This is a genomic window from Undibacterium paludis (assembly GCF_022568815.1).
Classification (GTDB): Bacteria; Pseudomonadota; Gammaproteobacteria; order Burkholderiales; family Burkholderiaceae_D; genus Undibacterium.
This window is the reverse complement of record NZ_JAKZHX010000012.1, coordinates 178482-193070: the sequence shown is the minus strand read 5'-3', so window position 1 is coordinate 193070 and position 14589 is coordinate 178482. Positions and strand designations below refer to the sequence as shown.

At 50.3% G+C, this 14589-nt stretch carries 13 protein-coding genes and 1 pseudogene; 11 read left to right on the top strand and 3 right to left on the bottom strand.

All coding sequences use genetic code 11. The annotated features are described in order from the left end of the window. Positions 1-12: 12 nt before the first annotated feature. The 3 genes from LZ463_RS20815 to LZ463_RS20805 all read left to right on the top strand — a co-directional run bounded on the left by LZ463_RS20815 (position 13) and on the right by LZ463_RS20805 (position 1689). Positions 13-741 carry a substrate-binding periplasmic protein gene (locus LZ463_RS20815; RefSeq protein ID WP_241458036.1) on the top strand — a complete coding sequence of 243 codons (729 nt, stop codon included), beginning with the start codon at positions 13-15 and terminating at the stop codon, positions 739-741. After that, the gene (locus LZ463_RS20810; RefSeq protein WP_241458034.1) at positions 741-1016 is read left to right on the top strand and encodes a hypothetical protein; all 276 of its coding nucleotides are present in this window, start codon (positions 741-743) and stop codon (positions 1014-1016) included. Before LZ463_RS20815 ends, LZ463_RS20810 begins: the two co-directional genes overlap by 1 nt. 205 nt (positions 1017-1221) lie before the next feature. After that, complete coding sequence (locus LZ463_RS20805; protein ID WP_241458032.1) at positions 1222-1689, top strand: FKBP-type peptidyl-prolyl cis-trans isomerase; 468 nt, start codon at positions 1222-1224, stop codon at positions 1687-1689. Positions 1690-1718: 29 nt separating this feature from the next. Here the strand turns inward: LZ463_RS20805 and LZ463_RS20800 are convergent, their stop codons facing one another. After that, positions 1719-2003 (bottom strand): hypothetical protein, encoded by a 285-nt coding sequence (locus tag LZ463_RS20800; RefSeq protein WP_241458031.1) that lies wholly within the window; start codon positions 2001-2003, stop codon positions 1719-1721. 187 nt (positions 2004-2190) lie between these two features. Here LZ463_RS20800 and glpK point away from each other — a divergent pair, with 187 nt between their 5' ends. The 7 genes and pseudogenes from glpK to LZ463_RS20765 form a co-directional block, all read left to right on the top strand. After that, a complete protein-coding gene (gene glpK, locus LZ463_RS20795; RefSeq protein ID WP_241458029.1) occupies positions 2191-3672 on the top strand; it encodes a glycerol kinase GlpK in 1482 nt (493 codons plus the stop codon). Positions 3673-3763: 91 nt separating this feature from the next. Beyond that, positions 3764-4291, top strand: a complete 528-nt coding sequence (locus tag LZ463_RS20790; RefSeq protein WP_241458027.1) for an SRPBCC family protein — start codon at positions 3764-3766, stop codon at positions 4289-4291. 49 nt (positions 4292-4340) lie between these two features. Continuing rightward, positions 4341-4718 carry a hypothetical protein gene (locus tag LZ463_RS20785; protein ID WP_241458025.1) on the top strand — a complete coding sequence of 126 codons (378 nt, stop codon included), beginning with the start codon at positions 4341-4343 and terminating at the stop codon, positions 4716-4718. Positions 4719-4921: 203 nt separating this feature from the next. After that, the gene (locus LZ463_RS20780) at positions 4922-6136 is read left to right on the top strand and encodes a BtaA family protein (protein WP_241458023.1); all 1215 of its coding nucleotides are present in this window, start codon (positions 4922-4924) and stop codon (positions 6134-6136) included. A gap of 8 nt (positions 6137-6144) precedes the next feature. After that, on the top strand, positions 6145-7269 hold the full coding sequence (locus LZ463_RS20775; RefSeq protein WP_241458021.1) for a hypothetical protein: 1125 nt from the start codon (positions 6145-6147) through the stop codon (positions 7267-7269). A 922-nt stretch (positions 7270-8191) separates the two neighbouring features. After that, positions 8192-8698 carry a DUF2059 domain-containing protein gene (locus LZ463_RS20770; RefSeq protein ID WP_241458019.1) on the top strand — a complete coding sequence of 169 codons (507 nt, stop codon included), beginning with the start codon at positions 8192-8194 and terminating at the stop codon, positions 8696-8698. A 180-nt stretch (positions 8699-8878) separates the two neighbouring features. Then, positions 8879-9112: pseudogene (locus LZ463_RS20765) on the top strand (zinc ribbon domain-containing protein); the annotation flags it as partial. 377 nt (positions 9113-9489) lie between these two features. Here the strand turns inward: LZ463_RS20765 and LZ463_RS20760 are convergent. Further along, complete coding sequence (locus tag LZ463_RS20760) at positions 9490-10110, bottom strand: TetR/AcrR family transcriptional regulator (RefSeq protein ID WP_241458015.1); 621 nt, start codon at positions 10108-10110, stop codon at positions 9490-9492. A gap of 72 nt (positions 10111-10182) precedes the next feature. Here LZ463_RS20760 and LZ463_RS20755 point away from each other — a divergent pair, with 72 nt between their 5' ends. Further along, entirely contained in the window at positions 10183-10761 is a 579-nt protein-coding gene (locus LZ463_RS20755; protein WP_241458013.1) for an isochorismatase family protein, read from the top strand. 69 nt (positions 10762-10830) lie between these two features. Here the strand turns inward: LZ463_RS20755 and putA are convergent, their stop codons facing one another. After that, on the bottom strand, positions 10831-14469 hold the full coding sequence (gene putA, locus LZ463_RS20750) for a trifunctional transcriptional regulator/proline dehydrogenase/L-glutamate gamma-semialdehyde dehydrogenase (protein WP_241458011.1): 3639 nt from the start codon (positions 14467-14469) through the stop codon (positions 10831-10833). Positions 14470-14589 lie beyond the last annotated feature (120 nt).

Sequence of the window (14589 nt, the reverse complement as noted above, 5' to 3'; positions counted from 1 at the left end):
GAAATCCCGTAAGTGAAATTCCTGCTTCCCAGTTTGCTGGTATCTCTGGCCGCCGTTCCTGTCATCAGCCATGCAGAAACGCTCAAACTGCTTATCCAGGAATATGCACCGTTTACCCATACCGACATAAAAACCGGGGAAATCCAGGGCGCATTGACTGAAAAAATCACGGAAATACTCAAGCGCGCCGGCGACAATTACAGCATCAGCAGCACTTCCCTGGCACGCGGTCTGAATTCCACATTAAATGATGACAATACCTGCCTGTTTGGTTTTCGCCGCACGCCTGAGCGTGAAAACTCTTATAAATGGGTAGGCCCCCTGGTTACAGACAATTGGGTTTTGTACAGCCGCAAATCGGAAACACGCATACTAAAAAGTTTTGAAGATGCGAAACCCTATTCCATGGGTTCTTACAAAAATGCAGCAACAGGTATACAACTTGCTGAACAAGGCTACAAAATAGAATTTGCCAGCCAGGATGAAGACAATCCACGCCTGCTGGCCAATGGCAGGCTTAATTACTGGATCGTCTCGGAATCTCACGGCATGTTCCTGGCCCAGCAACAGGGATATGGAAGTGAAATAACCCGTGCCATCAAATGGAAAAGCATAGAACTCAATATGTTATGCAATGTCCGCATGGATAAGCAGCGTATAGAGCTCTACAACAAGATCAATAAAGAACTGGATAACGACGGCACTATGGAAAAAATCATGCACAAATACGGGATCAAATAATGGCAAGGTCAACCAAGGCCAGCAATGCCGTCAATCGCCTGCGTGAACGCAGTAATAATGCCCCCTACTCCATGGTCAGCCTGGCCGATGGCCGCTTTTCGCTGACACTGGCCAATCTTGACAATCCGGATGAGCATCCTCAAGCCATAGGCGAAGCCCTGGAAATCGATGATTTTGTCGCCTACGTCAACAGCCTGCATAAACAGGCACCTAAAAAAGCCAGCAAGCTTGATATCGCCTTTGAAAAAAAACTGGCAGCTGCAAAACAAAAATAGACTAGTGGACTGTCATAGTTGAAACTGAAGTGAAAGACGCTTGCCCGACGATCAGGGCAAGGCGCAAAGCGCAGAGATAGTGAGCTATCGCGGGCATTTGCAACGCAGGCATGCTCGTCGAGCAAGCGGAAGGCACTCTAGTTTCAGCTATGACAGTTCACTAACCTCAGTCATCCACCAGTAGTCCAAATATAAGGAAAACCGTATGAAGTCAGTTGCTAAAAAAACCGCCGGTATTACTTCTGCCATCGCAGCAACACTCGTTGCCAGCCTGTTCTGCACCCCGTTGAGCCAGGCGCAGCAAGCACCGGTAGACAGTGTGGTCATGGTCAGCAAGTTAAGAAAAATCGATGAAAAAGTAGGTACAGGCAAAGAAGCTACTGTTGGCAATACCGTCTATGTACACTATACCGGCTGGCTGCATGACCCCTTTGCCGCCAAGGAACATGGCGCCAAATTTGACAGCTCACAGGGGAACTCGCCCTTCAGTTTTACCATCGGCGCCGGACGTGTCATCAAGGGCTGGGACCAGGGAGTAGCAGGCATGAAGGTTGGCGGCAAGCGCACGCTGATCATACCGCCAGAGCTCGCTTATGGTGCTGCAGGTGCAGGCGGTGTCATACCACCGAACTCCCACCTGATTTTTGATATTGAACTGATTGACGTACGCTAAGATTGACATACGCTAAACCGGAGCGTCTTTCAGGAACGCTGATCAACTTTGATTTCCTGAGCATCCGCGAGTACGGATTCATAAGAATAAATGGCGTAGAAAAAAACCGAAATAGCCAATACGGTGGCCAGCGTTCCGCAAAAAAACAACATGCTCAGTCCTGCCGGGAAAATATACTGATACCAGCCCAGCAGGCTGACAGCGACCAGAGCAAAAAATGCCACGATAATCAAACGGCGACTCTTGCGCATGGTACCTAATGCGATCAGCAAGAGTACAAGCAGGGACAAGCTGAAACTGGTTAATCCTGACACAAAAAAGCCTTTCTTGCTTTGTATAAATGTTAATAGTAAATTAGCTATCAACTATAACAAATTCAATTCTGTTTGCCAGTCTGTGTCAGGCTTAAAATTGTAACCAGACGTCAATAAACCTCTTCTGCTGTTCAAGAGAAAAAGGGGTTGATTTTTTGATCGCAGTCCAGATTCATCAGGATAATTTATGACCTACCTGCTTGCCCTGGATCAGGGTACGTCCAGTTCACGCAGCATCATCTTCAATGATCGTGGACAATTAATCGCCAGCGTACAGCAAGAGTTTCGCCAGATTTTTCCACGACCCGGCTGGGTGGAGCATGACGCCATGGAAATCTGGCAAAGTCAGTTCGCTACCTGCCAGCAAGTCCTGGGCAAGGCCGGCATACAGGCCAGCGAGATTGCTGCACTCGGTATCACCAACCAGCGTGAGACCACTGTCCTGTGGGACAGAAAAACCGGGCAGCCGCTTTATCATGCCATCGTCTGGCAAGACCGCCGGACCGAAGCCTATTGCGAGCAGTTGCGCCAGCAGGGCTATGCAGAGCGCATACAGGCCAAGACCGGCTTGATACTGGACCCGTATTTTTCGGCAACCAAACTCAAGTGGCTGCTCGACGAAATCCCCGACGCCAGGAAGCGTGCAGCAGCCGGAGAACTGGCCTTTGGCACCATAGACTGCTGGCTGGCCTGGCAACTCAGTGCAGGCAACGGTGAGAGACAGTTGCATGTCACCGATGTCAGCAATGCCTCGCGCACCATGCTCTACAACATCCATGAAAGCAAATGGGATGAAGAATTACTGGCCTGGTTTGATATCCCCAGGGCTGTCTTGCCCGAAGTCTTACCGTCGAGCCATCAATACGGTGTCTGTACACTGCTGGGCGCACCCATCCCGATTGCCGGTATTGCCGGCGACCAGCAGTCAGCATTGTTTGGCCAGGCCTGCTTCAGTCCGGGCATGGCCAAGAATACGTATGGCACGGGCTGCTTCATGCTTTTGCACACCGGCGATCAATGTCCGGTTTCACAGAACGGCCTGATCAGTACCGCGGCTTGCCAGACTGACAGTCGCCAGCAGTATGCACTTGAAGGCAGTGTTTTCATCGGTGGTGCGGTCGTCCAATGGCTCAGGGACGGTTTGAAAGCCATACAGCATTCCCCCGACGTAGAACAACTGGCCACCAGCGTGCCTGATTCTGGCGGCGTCGTCTTCGTGCCCTCTTTTACGGGTCTTGGTGCACCTTATTGGGTACCGTCAGCCAAAGGCGCCATCCTTGGGCTGAGCCGTGGCACGACGGTAGCCCATATCGCCAGGGCCGCGCTGGAATCCATCGCCTTTCAAAGTACTGCCTTATTGCAGGCCATGGTCAGGGATGCGGTTTTCCCCATACGTGAACTGCGTGTCGATGGCGGCGCCGCGGCAAATAATATGCTGCTGCAATTCCAGGCTGACCTGCTCGGCATACCGGTGATACGTCCACAGGTGACAGAAACCACGGCGCTTGGTGCAGCTTACCTGGCCGGTCTTGGTGCGGGCGTGTACAAGAATCTCGATGAATGTGCTTCGCAATGGCAGATGGACAGGGTTTTTACACCCGCCATGAGCAGGGACGAAGCAGCCAGCCTGATGCAAAATTGGGAAGTTGCCATCGGAAAAGTAAGATAATGCCGGATTGTCCAGAATCGTCGCTATCATCGTTGCAATCCGAAGCGCGGTGGACTTGAACAAAATGAAATGGAATTAGAGGAGAATAAAAATGAAAATCATCAAATGGACAGTAGCAATACTGGTGGTGGCGATAGGTTTGATCTTTGCCATTGCCTATTCATTGCCAAATGAATACAAGGTCAGCCGCAGCATACTGATACGTTCTACGCCAGATAAATTATTTCCCCTGATCGCCACCCCAAAAGAATGGAAAAACTGGTCGGTCTGGAACCAGCGCGACCCCGCCATGGAATTGACATTTTCCGGCCCTGAGACAGGTACCAATGCCGCCTGGGACTGGAAAAGCAAGACCCAGGGCAACGGCGGCATGAAAATCACCCATGCCAGCCCATACCGACTCATCGACTATGACCTGCATTTTGAAGGCATGGGCAAACCATCGACAGGCAGTTTCCTGTTTGAAGCAGAAGCCACGGGAACAAGAATCACCTGGAGCATGGAAGGCAGCAGCGAAGGTAATCTGATGATGAAGCTATTTGCGCCATTTATGGATAAAATGGTGGGTCCTGATTTTGAAGCTGGCCTGGCCAACCTCAAAAAATATGCAGAAAAGTAATATTTTCAGGTAACAGTGTCACCCGAATCATCCTTTATCGTTAGCCTTAATGAAACTCAAGCCAGCCCTGATACTGGCCCTGCAATTGCTCTGTGCATTGCCGGCCACGCCTGTTTTTGCTGCTAATGCAGGCAATACCGCAGCCAAACCTGGCCAGGGTTCGCAAGCAGTTTTTGTTGTCGCGCCTGAAGATTTGCCCAAACAGAATGTCGGCGTACAAATCGATACGCCCAAGCAAGACCGGGCAGAAAAAAGCAATAAACCTGATGTCCCCATCCAGGTCTGGTCCGGCCCCGTCCCACTGGCAGGTGGTTTGTGGATACTGGTTGCTTCCATGCCGGTGCTGGCATCGCTGTATTTTGCCTATCAATTACTATTGTTCATCCGGGCCAGACGGCGTCGCCTTTCGACAGAACACCGTGCCTGAATGATTGCCGGGTAAAAACAAAAAGCAAACAAAAAGCGCATAAGCTGTCTGGCTTATGCGCTTTTGTTGTTTTTATATCTGTTTTTCACGGAATCTTCATCTGCCTGTCACTTGCCTGTCACCTGTGCATCCTAAAGTCTTTCTTATTGCAGCCCAAGCGCGCAGCTAATCGCAGCAGCAGCCAACCATAAGCGGAGACCAGCATGTCCACTAAAGCCCTGATAGACAGCGCCGTTTTTAACTCAACCACTTCCGGCCGCAAGGGCCTGGCAGACAAGCTGTTTGCCCATTGGTTCAGCCGCCTGGTGTACGCCCAGATATGGGAAGATCCACAATCCGACCTCGACGCCCTGCAACTCAAGCCCGGCGCCAATATCCTGACCATTTCTTCCGGTGGTTGCAATGCCCTGGCTTACCTGTCGGCCGAACCGGCAGCTGTCCATGCTGTCGATTTGAATGCCGCCCACCTGGCCATGCTCAACATCAAGCAAAATGCCATCAAGCACTTGCCAGACTACCAGGCTGTACTGGCCTTTCTCGGTGATGCCAATCAGGCAGACAATCTGAAACGCTATAAGCGCCATGTGCGCCAGCACCTGTCGGAAGATGCCAGTGACTTTTGGGAAAGCCGCTCCATATCGGGCAAACCGCGTTATCACTATTTCTGCAACCAGGCTTATCAACATGGCCTGCTCGGCAACTTCATCGGCTTTGCCCATTTCTTTGTCAGGATGATGGGTGGCGACATGAGCAAAGTCATGCAAGCCCGCAACATGCAGGAGCAGACTGAGCTGTTTGACAAGCATGTAGCACCGGTATTTGAAACCCGCCTGTTCCGCCTGATCGCCAGCCAACCCCTGGCTTTATACAGCCTGGGTATCCCGCCTTCGCAATTCGCCGCCCTGAAACAGGATGCCAAGAATGGCTTGCATATCCTGTTCAAGGAAAGAATGCGTCACCTGGCCTGTGATTTTCCGCTGGATCAGAACTGCTTTGCCCAACAAGCCTTTGCCCGTCGTTATAACACCAAAACGCAGGCCGCACTTCCCTTGTACCTGCAGCAAGAGCATTTTGTCAGCCTGCGTCGCAATATAGACAGGCTGCATGCCCATCACAAGACCCTGACCGACTTCCTGCTGGGCCAGCCACGTGCCTCCATGGATGCCTATCTCTTTCTCGATGCCCAGGACTGGATGGATCAACAACAGCTGACAGCACTCTGGCAAGAAGTGACACGTACCGCAGCAGCAGGCGCCAAAGTCGTGTTCCGTACCGGTGGCAGCGAATCCCCCCTGGAAGGCAAATTGCCGGCCGACATACTGGCAGCCTGGCATACTGACCCTGTGCATAACCGTGCATTGCATGCAACTGACCGCTCCGCCATCTATGGTGGCATGCACCTGTACATCAAAAACTGATTCTTCACTTGAATACTTCACTACCGCCACATGTGGTGGCTGACGCCCTGTGGCTGCTCACTGCGCGTTCGCGCGGTGGCCAGCACTGGCTGGACAATGCCAGCTGCGAAATCCAGTCCATCAATATCGCCGGACAAAGCCAGCCTGTCAGCCTGCTTGATCACAGCAACTGGCAAGAAAGCTATGTATCGAGTCCCCGTTCAACATGGCTGAGATACACCAGGCAGGAAATGTTGCGTCAGTTCAGTCCAGCCACGACGCAGCTCCTGAAGCTGGCCAGTTGTGCCCTCTTTGGCCCCCTGTCTGCCCTGTTCACAGCAACCAGGCTGGATCAGGCGGCCATCGTGGCCAATCACCTGGTATCAACGAATCTGTATCCGGAATGGTCGCTGGCAGATATTGCAGCAATGACAGAGCAGCTGCAGCACAGTTATCCACAGCGCCCATTAATGATGCGCAATATCTGTCCGCAAGTGAATCCGCAACTGGCGCAGGCCTTGACTGAAACCGGCTGGGATTTACTGCCTTCACGCATGATTTACTTATGCGACCCGCAACAAGCCAGTGTCTGGAAACATAATCACGTCAGACAAGACGCCAGACTGTTGGCTAATACAGAAGTCGAAGTAATTGCTCACCATTCTTTAAAGCCAGAAGATATCAAGCTATTACGCCCCCTGTTCCGCCAGCTTTTCATGAACAAGCATTCCTGTCTGAACCCCGACTTCAGTCCGGCTTTCTTTGAACTGTGCCTGGAAACCCAGTTCCTGGAATTGCAGGCCCTGCGCTGGCAAGGCAAATTTGTTGGCGTACTTGGTCTGTACAGTAACCCTGATAATGGCTGGATCACCACCCCGCTGATAGGTTATGACACCAGCCTGCCACAAGAACTGGGTCTGTACCGCAGGCTGATGGCTTTGCTGCTGGCACGCGCCAGGGAGAAACAGTTAAAACTCCATTACAGTTCCGGCGCCAGCCAGTTCAAGCGTTCCCGTGGTGGCATACCTACGCTTGAATATACAGCCATCTATAACCATCACCTGACAGGCAGGCAAAAACCTGCCTATGCGGTTTTCAGCAAACTGGTCCATCAATTTGCCCCGGCCATCTTGCGCCGCGCTGATGGAATCTGATTATTCAATGTATTCAATTCAATCATACTTGCCTTGATACCCACGTTAACTTCTGTGGATAAGCCTATGCATATCCACAGGATGAACTGTGCAAAACGGTCTTAACTTGTGCAGTCAGTTTTTTTATCCCAAAACTGTCCTTTTTTCATACAAGACTTATACGGCCATCTATACATGAACTAAGTCTTTGTTTCTGTGGACAAATACAGACTTATCCACAAAAAATCGCGACGTTAACAACTATTACTATGTATATATAAACTAAGTTATTTAATTAAACGCTTTTTGAAGAACCTCAGGGCATTTCCTGGAAAAACCCGACTGCCGGTAAAACGCAAAAGAAGCTTGAAAAAATAAATCAGCTTTTTATAAAAGATTTTCTTGAAATAAACATCTTTTCAACAAGGCAAACATTTCTTGAAAACCTGTGTTTTTCAAAAAAACCAGTTTCACAAATAACATCAGCTTATTTATTTGAAGCTGATACTGAGTTTTCTAACAGCAAAACCATATTTCTTAACGATTTATTGGAAATTTTCTTGTTCCATAAGCAAAAACGTCCCTGGTTTGCTGGAATTTCTCACTTAAAACAACAAATTTAAAAATATTTCTGTGGATAAGTCAGTCGATATCCACTGTATTCATTGTGTGTAAGCTTAGGTTTACTCAAAAGCAAGTTTACTGTTCAGATTTTGTCCTGTGGATATACAGACTTTTATCACCGCCTTATCATTGGCCTAAACTTTTGATTCTGTGGATGTAAACCGACTTATCCACAGTCAAGTACTCGCGTTAACAATCACTACCATGTATATATAAACTTATTCAATTTAAGCCTGTCCACAGCTCAAAAAAAACCAAAAAAACAAAAGCCGGGATCTGTCGTAGAATTCCTAACTCGTTAAAAGTTAAGGGAATTTTCATGAAACTCTGGTCGCGTTTATTCTTCGCCGGTATGCTCGTCTGTGCTTCAGCACATGCAGAAAAACCCACAGATGCATCGGTCAAAGAACTGCTGACATTGGCCAACAGCCAACAGATCATCAGAAATGTGGAAGCACAGATGGACGGCATGATGAAAAGCACCATGAAAGCCGCCATGAAGGATCAGGCCGTCAACGAAGCCCAGCAGAAAGTGCTTGATAAGTTCAAGGATAAAGTCCTGGATATCCACAGGAAAGAAATGCGTTGGGAAAACCTGGAGCCGATTTTCGTCCGTATCTACAGCAATTCATTAACTCAGGAAGATGTAGACGGTATCATTGCTTTCTATAAATCCCCAGCGGGGAAATCTTTTATCAGCAAAATGCCGGTCATGATGCAGCAAACAACAGGTGAAATGCAAAAACTCATGACGCCCATGATAGAAAAAATGCTTGAAGCCAGTAAGGAAATGACTGAAGAACTGCATAAACTGGAAAAGCAATAGTAATACGTATGTGAAACAGGGGTATGTGGAACAGAAGCAAGGTAAAGAATATTACCGATAATAAAAAGGCGGATATATGTTGATCAAAATAATGTCTGCATTAATTACGTCAAATTTCTACGCTGTCATTTTTCGGGTGGGATAGGGATGTAAGCCGTCTACAAAAACTGTCAGAGTTGCAGTATGCCCCTGAAACGTGATGAAAACGGTGGCCGTAGCAATAGCGATGGTCCAAAAAGCACTATTTATTGCAGTAAATGCTATGCAAATGGCAAATTCCTGCAGCCTGATATCAGCGTTGTGCAAATGCAGGCACTGGTGAAAGAAAAAATGATGGAATTTGGCTTCCCTGGGTTTCTCTGTGGATTTTTCACCAAGGAAATACCAAAGCTGAAGCGCTGGCAAAAAGACTGATCATGCTGAAACACGTCAGTATAGAAAGACAGCGAATGTTCAGATCCTTGTATTCTATGAGTAAATTTACTTAAAAATATACTGACTCACAGGTACATTACCGAACTTGATAAACAGATCTGCTCACCCGCTCACAATACGAGCGTGCAGCACAAATTCTGCCTGCTAAATGGCAATTGTCTTGGCTTTTCCTCAATATAAAAATGACAGTTTGCATCCCTTATCCAAAAAAAGGCAGTGGATTTGATGTTTGAATCCCGTCCCGGATATGACTGAATTCGTAGCCAGATATCCACTGCCTTAGTGCCTCGGCGTCCCAGCTGGAACCCAGGCACATTCACTGCACTGTCCAACAAGCCTTCAATAAATGTTCAACATCAGACAGCCAGCTTCAGTTGCAGGTAGCTGACCAGCGCCAGTTTGTATTCCCTGACCAGTTGCACACGTTCTGCTTTTGTCGCTGCGGCATACAGGGGATTGAGTGACTTCACGATTTCCAGCGCAACGATGGCCAGCCTCAGGCTGTCGGTACTGTTCATGGCAGGCTGCTTTTCGCGTATGACAGCCGCAAATCGCTTGCGCAGACGTAGCCTGTCCTGGTCACTGCGCTTGTATTTCAAAGACGCATTGAGCAGGCAGAAATAAGCCGGATGCTCATGCAGGAACGCGACCATCAAGTCAATAATTCTTTCCCCCAACTCAGCAATGTTTAAACCGGCTGCGATCTCGATCAGTGCAGTCCAACGGTTATCCATCTCATCACTGTATTGTTTGCGCAAAGCCAGCGCAATAGTCTCCTTATCAGGAAAATATTGGTACAGGGCGCCAATTGAAGAAGCTGATTTTTCTGCAATGGCGGTCATCGTTGTTACTTCATATCCCAGCCTGGCAAACAATTGCGCGGCTGCCTCCAGCATCGTTGCCTTACGCTGCTCCCCTCTTTCCTGTTGAGGGATACGTCTCGGTAATTTACCTGTCTTTTCAAAACCTGAGTTCATCCTCATATTATACAGTATTATTATAAATATGAGGATATCCTCAGGTTATATTTTTATGAAAAAGAGGAAAAAATGCAGGGAATAAATCTCGATGCAACAAGGACTGCACTGGTGCTGATTGATCTGCAAAACAGCAATATGGCACGCACGCTTGCGCCCTACAGTTCTGCCAAGGTGCTCGACAATTGTCAGCATCTGGTGAAAGCCATGAAGGCTTGTGGCGCCCTGGTCATTTATGTACGGGTTGATGTGAACAAATTGCTGCACCTGCCTGTCGATATTTCGCTGGCACGTGACCCGAATGCCGGCCCCGCGCCGGAAAGTGTTTCGCAACTGACTGCGGCGATTGATGTACAGGCTGACGACATACTGGTCACAAAATTCCAGTGGGGTGCGTTTTATGGGACAGCGCTGGAGCAGCATCTGCGGCGGCATGGAATACGCAGCATCATCCTCGCAGGCATCGCCACCAATTTTGGCGTGGAATCAACAGCCAGGGCTGCTTTTGACTCTGGTTATGAATTGATCTTTGCAGAAGACGCGATGTCGAGCATCAGTGCAGAATTGCATGAATTTGCCGTTGGCAGGCTGTTCCCCTTCATGGGCAGGGTCAGGAAAACTACAGAAATATTGTATGCCCTGGGTGTATAAAAACAAATAAAAAAGCCCTGTGAATTTTCACAGGGCTTTAAGCACTCAAACTCAAAAAGCTGGGTAAATTCAGCTTTGTAAAGTCATCAAACTGGCATTACCACCAGCCGCTGTCGTATTGACGCACAGTGCACGTTCTGCCACCAGCCGCCAGAGCGGGGCTTCAGCATGTTCATGGCTTTCGACGATGGAGACAATGGCTTCATTCTGTGCTGCGAACAAGAGCTTGTAATGGGCCAGCAAGCCCCCTTCCACCAGCGCCAGTTGTGCACCGCATTGCTCGGCTTCTGCAGCGATGATGAGCTTGCTGACTTCTGCAGGCATGCCACCCGGCAGCAGGGCCAGGGTTTGTGCCGGCAATACTGGCTGGTTACCGGTCGCCAGCACAGCAGCCAGTTGGTTCAACAGGCAATTGACTGTACTGGCTGCGCAGAAGATACGGCCACGCGGCGCAAATGACAGGGTATTGCGCTCACCCGTCGGGCCTGGCAGGACCTGGGTCAGTTTGTAAGGGCTGTGGTGGGCATAGTGTTCGCCAAGTTCGGCAATCTTTTGATGGCCATGTGTTTTGGCCCAGACCAGCAAGGCTTCCAGCGCCGGTGGTGACTGGCGTTCATACACGGTATGCCCGCCCAGGCCGACCACAGGTGTACGTTGCAGGCGTTTCAGGTACAGAGGGCCGCCAGCTTTGGGGCCGGTACCGGATTTACCTTCACCGCCAAATGGCTGCACGCCGACCACAGCACCGACGATATTGCGGTTCACATAGATATTGCCGACATGCGCGCGATCAGTGATGAAATTGATGGTTTCATCGATACGTGAATGGATGCCCAGGGTCAGGCCAAAACCGGTGCCATTGATCTGGTCTATCAATTGCGCCAGGTCATCGCGTTTATAGCGCAATACATGCAGTACCGGGCCGAATACTTCTTTTTTTAGGTCGGCCAGATTGGCGATCTCCATCACCGTAGGGGCGACAAAAGTGCCGCTGCGGCAATCGCTGGCCAGGTCCAGTGTATGAAAGGATTTTGCCTTGTCACGCATGCCGTTGATATGGCTGAGCAGATTTTTTTGTGCTTCAGCATCAATCACCGGGCCGATATCGATGGACAGTCTGTCAGGCTGACCTATGCGCAGTTCTTTCATCGCGCCATGCAGCATTTCCAGGGTCTTGTCTGCAATATCTTCCTGCAGGCAGAGTATGCGCAGGGCCGAGCAACGCTGACCCGCGCTGTCAAAGGCTGATGACAGCACATCATTGACTACCTGTTCTGGCAAGGCGCTGCTGTCGACGATCATAGCGTTCTGGCCACCTGTCTCGGCGATCAGTGCGATATCTATGCCTTCATCAACGGCGCGTTTCGCCAGGGTGCGGTTGATGATCTGGGCGACTTCAGTGGAGCCGGTAAAAATCACCCCTTTGACGCGGTGATCGGCGACCAGCTGGGCGCCGACCACTTCACCGGTACCCGGCAGGAATTGCAGGGCGCCGCGTGGTACACCGGCTTCATGCATCAATTGTATGGCGCGATAAGCAATCAATGGTGTCTGTTCGGCCGGTTTGGCCAGTACCACATTACCGGCTGCCAGCGCCGCACTGACTTCACCAATGAAGATGGCCAGAGGGAAATTCCAGGGGCTGATACAGACTACCGGTCCCAATGCCTGGGTGTTGGGCAGACCTTCCACCTGGGCGGCATAGTAGCGTAAAAAGTCGACAGCTTCGCGCACTTCAGCCAGGGCATTGGGTAAGGATTTGCCAGCTTCACGTATTGCCAGCGCCATGAAGTCCAGGGTTTGCGCTTCCAGCAGGTCAGCGGCTTTTTTCAGGGCTGCGGCACGTTCTACCGGGGCCGTGGTCTGCCAGTCCATTGCATATTGTTCTGCCGCGTGCAGGGCCGTCTGCACATCCTGGGCATCGGCATCGATCACTTCACCAACGACGTCAAGCTGGTTGGCCGGGTTAGTCACGGGATGAGCCTGTGTCGCAGAAACCTGTCCATGCAGGATGGGGCCAGCCGACAGAGACTGTGTGCTGCTTGCGGCAAAGTGGGCAGAAATCCTCTGCAATTCCAGTTCATTCGAAAAATCGAGACCGGCAGAATTTTTTCTTTCCTTGCCAAACAGATCCTGCGGCAAGGCGATGCCGGGGTGACCTGCACCGCCCAGTTCACGCGATACCGCAATGGGGTCAGCCAGCATTGATTCGATGGAAATATTTTCGTCGACGATCTGATTGACGAAGGAAGAATTGGCGCCGTTTTCGAGCAGGCGGCGTACCAGATAGGCCAGCAGGGTCTGGTGCGAACCTACTGGCGCATAAATACGGCAAGGCTTGTCCAGTTTGTCTTTGCCAACCACCTGGTCATACAGGGTTTCACCCATGCCATGCAGGCACTGGAATTCATAATCAGTAATACCAGCTTTTTGCGCCCAGGTGTAAATCGTCGCCAGGGTCAGTGCATTATGAGTGGCAAACTGGGGATAAATCACATCCGTCGCTGCCAGCAGTCTTTGTGCGCAGGTCAGGTAAGACAAATCGGTATACACCTTGCGGGTGTAGACGGGAAAGCCGCTCATGCCATCGACTTGCGAGCGTTTGATTTCAGCATCCCAATACGCGCCCTTGACCAGACGTATCATGAACTTGCTGCCGCTGCGACGCGCCAGGTCAACCAGGTAATCGATAACGAAAGGGCAGCGTTTCTGATAGCCTTGCACGACGAAGCCTATGCCCTCAAAACCTTTGAGGTCGGCATCAAAGGCCAGGGCTTCCATCAAGTCCAGAGACAGTTCCAGCCTGTCGGTTTCTTCGGCATCGATATTAAGGCCGATATTGTATTGTTTGGCCAGCACCAGTAATTTCTTCAGCAGCGGCAGCAATTCATTCATGGTGCGCTCACGCTGGGCACGTGAATAACGCGGGTGCAGAGCTGACAATTTGACCGAGATGCCAGGGCCGTTCTTGATGCCGCGACCATTTGAGGCCTTGCCTATGGCATGGATCGCGGTTTCATAGGCTTTGTAGTAAAACGCTGCGTCTTTTGCCGTCAATGCTGCTTCACCAAGCATGTCGTAAGAATAACGATAGCCGCGTTTTTCATTGTCCTGGCTATTCTTTAGCGCTTCTTCTATGGTCTGGCCGGTGACAAACTGGTTGCCGAGCATGCGCATAGCCAGGTCCACACCTTTGCGTATCAGCGGTTCACCACCTTTGGCGATCAGGCGCGTCAGGGCAGAACCCAGGCCTTGTTCGCTATTTGTGCTGACCAGTTTGCCGGTGACCAGCAGGCCCCAGGTCGCGGCATTGACAAACAGCGACGGTGATTCACCGAGATGCTTGCGCCAGTCGCCCTTGCTGATTTTGTCAGCAATCAGGCGGTCTGCAGTTTGATGGTCAGGGATGCGCAACAAGGCTTCAGCCAGGCACATCAGGGCCACACCTTCTTCGGAAGACAAGGAGAATTCATGCATCAGGGCATCAACACCCGATGCCCGGGTGCGCTGCTGCCTGACCTGACTGACCAGGCGGTGTGCCAGTTCTACAACACTCTTTTGCTGGTCCGCATGAGGATTTACTTCAGACAGCAGCCATTGCACTGCATCGGTTTCTGATCGGCGGTATGCTTGCGTTATGGCGGTTCTGAGGGGCGTCGCTGCGGGAAGTAACTCTGCCTGCAAGGCAGAAAAGGGTGTGTTGGTCATGGGGACTGTGGTCGCAATCATATAAAAATAATCAAAACAAATATGATTTAATTGTATAGATGCTCTTCGATGATTAATTCTGGAAATCGGAACATATATCGAAATTTTCTTTTTTGTGAG

What these genes read in the sequence shown, in the direction of transcription:
- LZ463_RS20810 (WP_241458034.1), top strand. Translation starts at nt 741, where the DNA reads ATGGCAAGGTCAACCAAGGCCAGCAATGCCGTCAATCGCCTGCGTGAA.
- LZ463_RS20805 (WP_241458032.1), top strand. Translation starts at nt 1,222, where the DNA reads ATGAAGTCAGTTGCTAAAAAAACCGCCGGTATTACTTCTGCCATCGCA.
- glpK (WP_241458029.1), top strand. Translation starts at nt 2,191, where the DNA reads ATGACCTACCTGCTTGCCCTGGATCAGGGTACGTCCAGTTCACGCAGC.
- LZ463_RS20790 (WP_241458027.1), top strand. Translation starts at nt 3,764, where the DNA reads ATGAAAATCATCAAATGGACAGTAGCAATACTGGTGGTGGCGATAGGT.
- LZ463_RS20785 (WP_241458025.1), top strand. Translation starts at nt 4,341, where the DNA reads ATGAAACTCAAGCCAGCCCTGATACTGGCCCTGCAATTGCTCTGTGCA.
- LZ463_RS20780 (WP_241458023.1), top strand. Translation starts at nt 4,922, where the DNA reads ATGTCCACTAAAGCCCTGATAGACAGCGCCGTTTTTAACTCAACCACT.
- LZ463_RS20770 (WP_241458019.1), top strand. Translation starts at nt 8,192, where the DNA reads ATGAAACTCTGGTCGCGTTTATTCTTCGCCGGTATGCTCGTCTGTGCT.
- LZ463_RS20760 (WP_241458015.1), bottom strand. Translation starts at nt 10,110, where the DNA reads ATGAACTCAGGTTTTGAAAAGACAGGTAAATTACCGAGACGTATCCCT.
- LZ463_RS20755 (WP_241458013.1), top strand. Translation starts at nt 10,183, where the DNA reads ATGCAGGGAATAAATCTCGATGCAACAAGGACTGCACTGGTGCTGATT.
- putA (WP_241458011.1), bottom strand. Translation starts at nt 14,469, where the DNA reads ATGACCAACACACCCTTTTCTGCCTTGCAGGCAGAGTTACTTCCCGCA.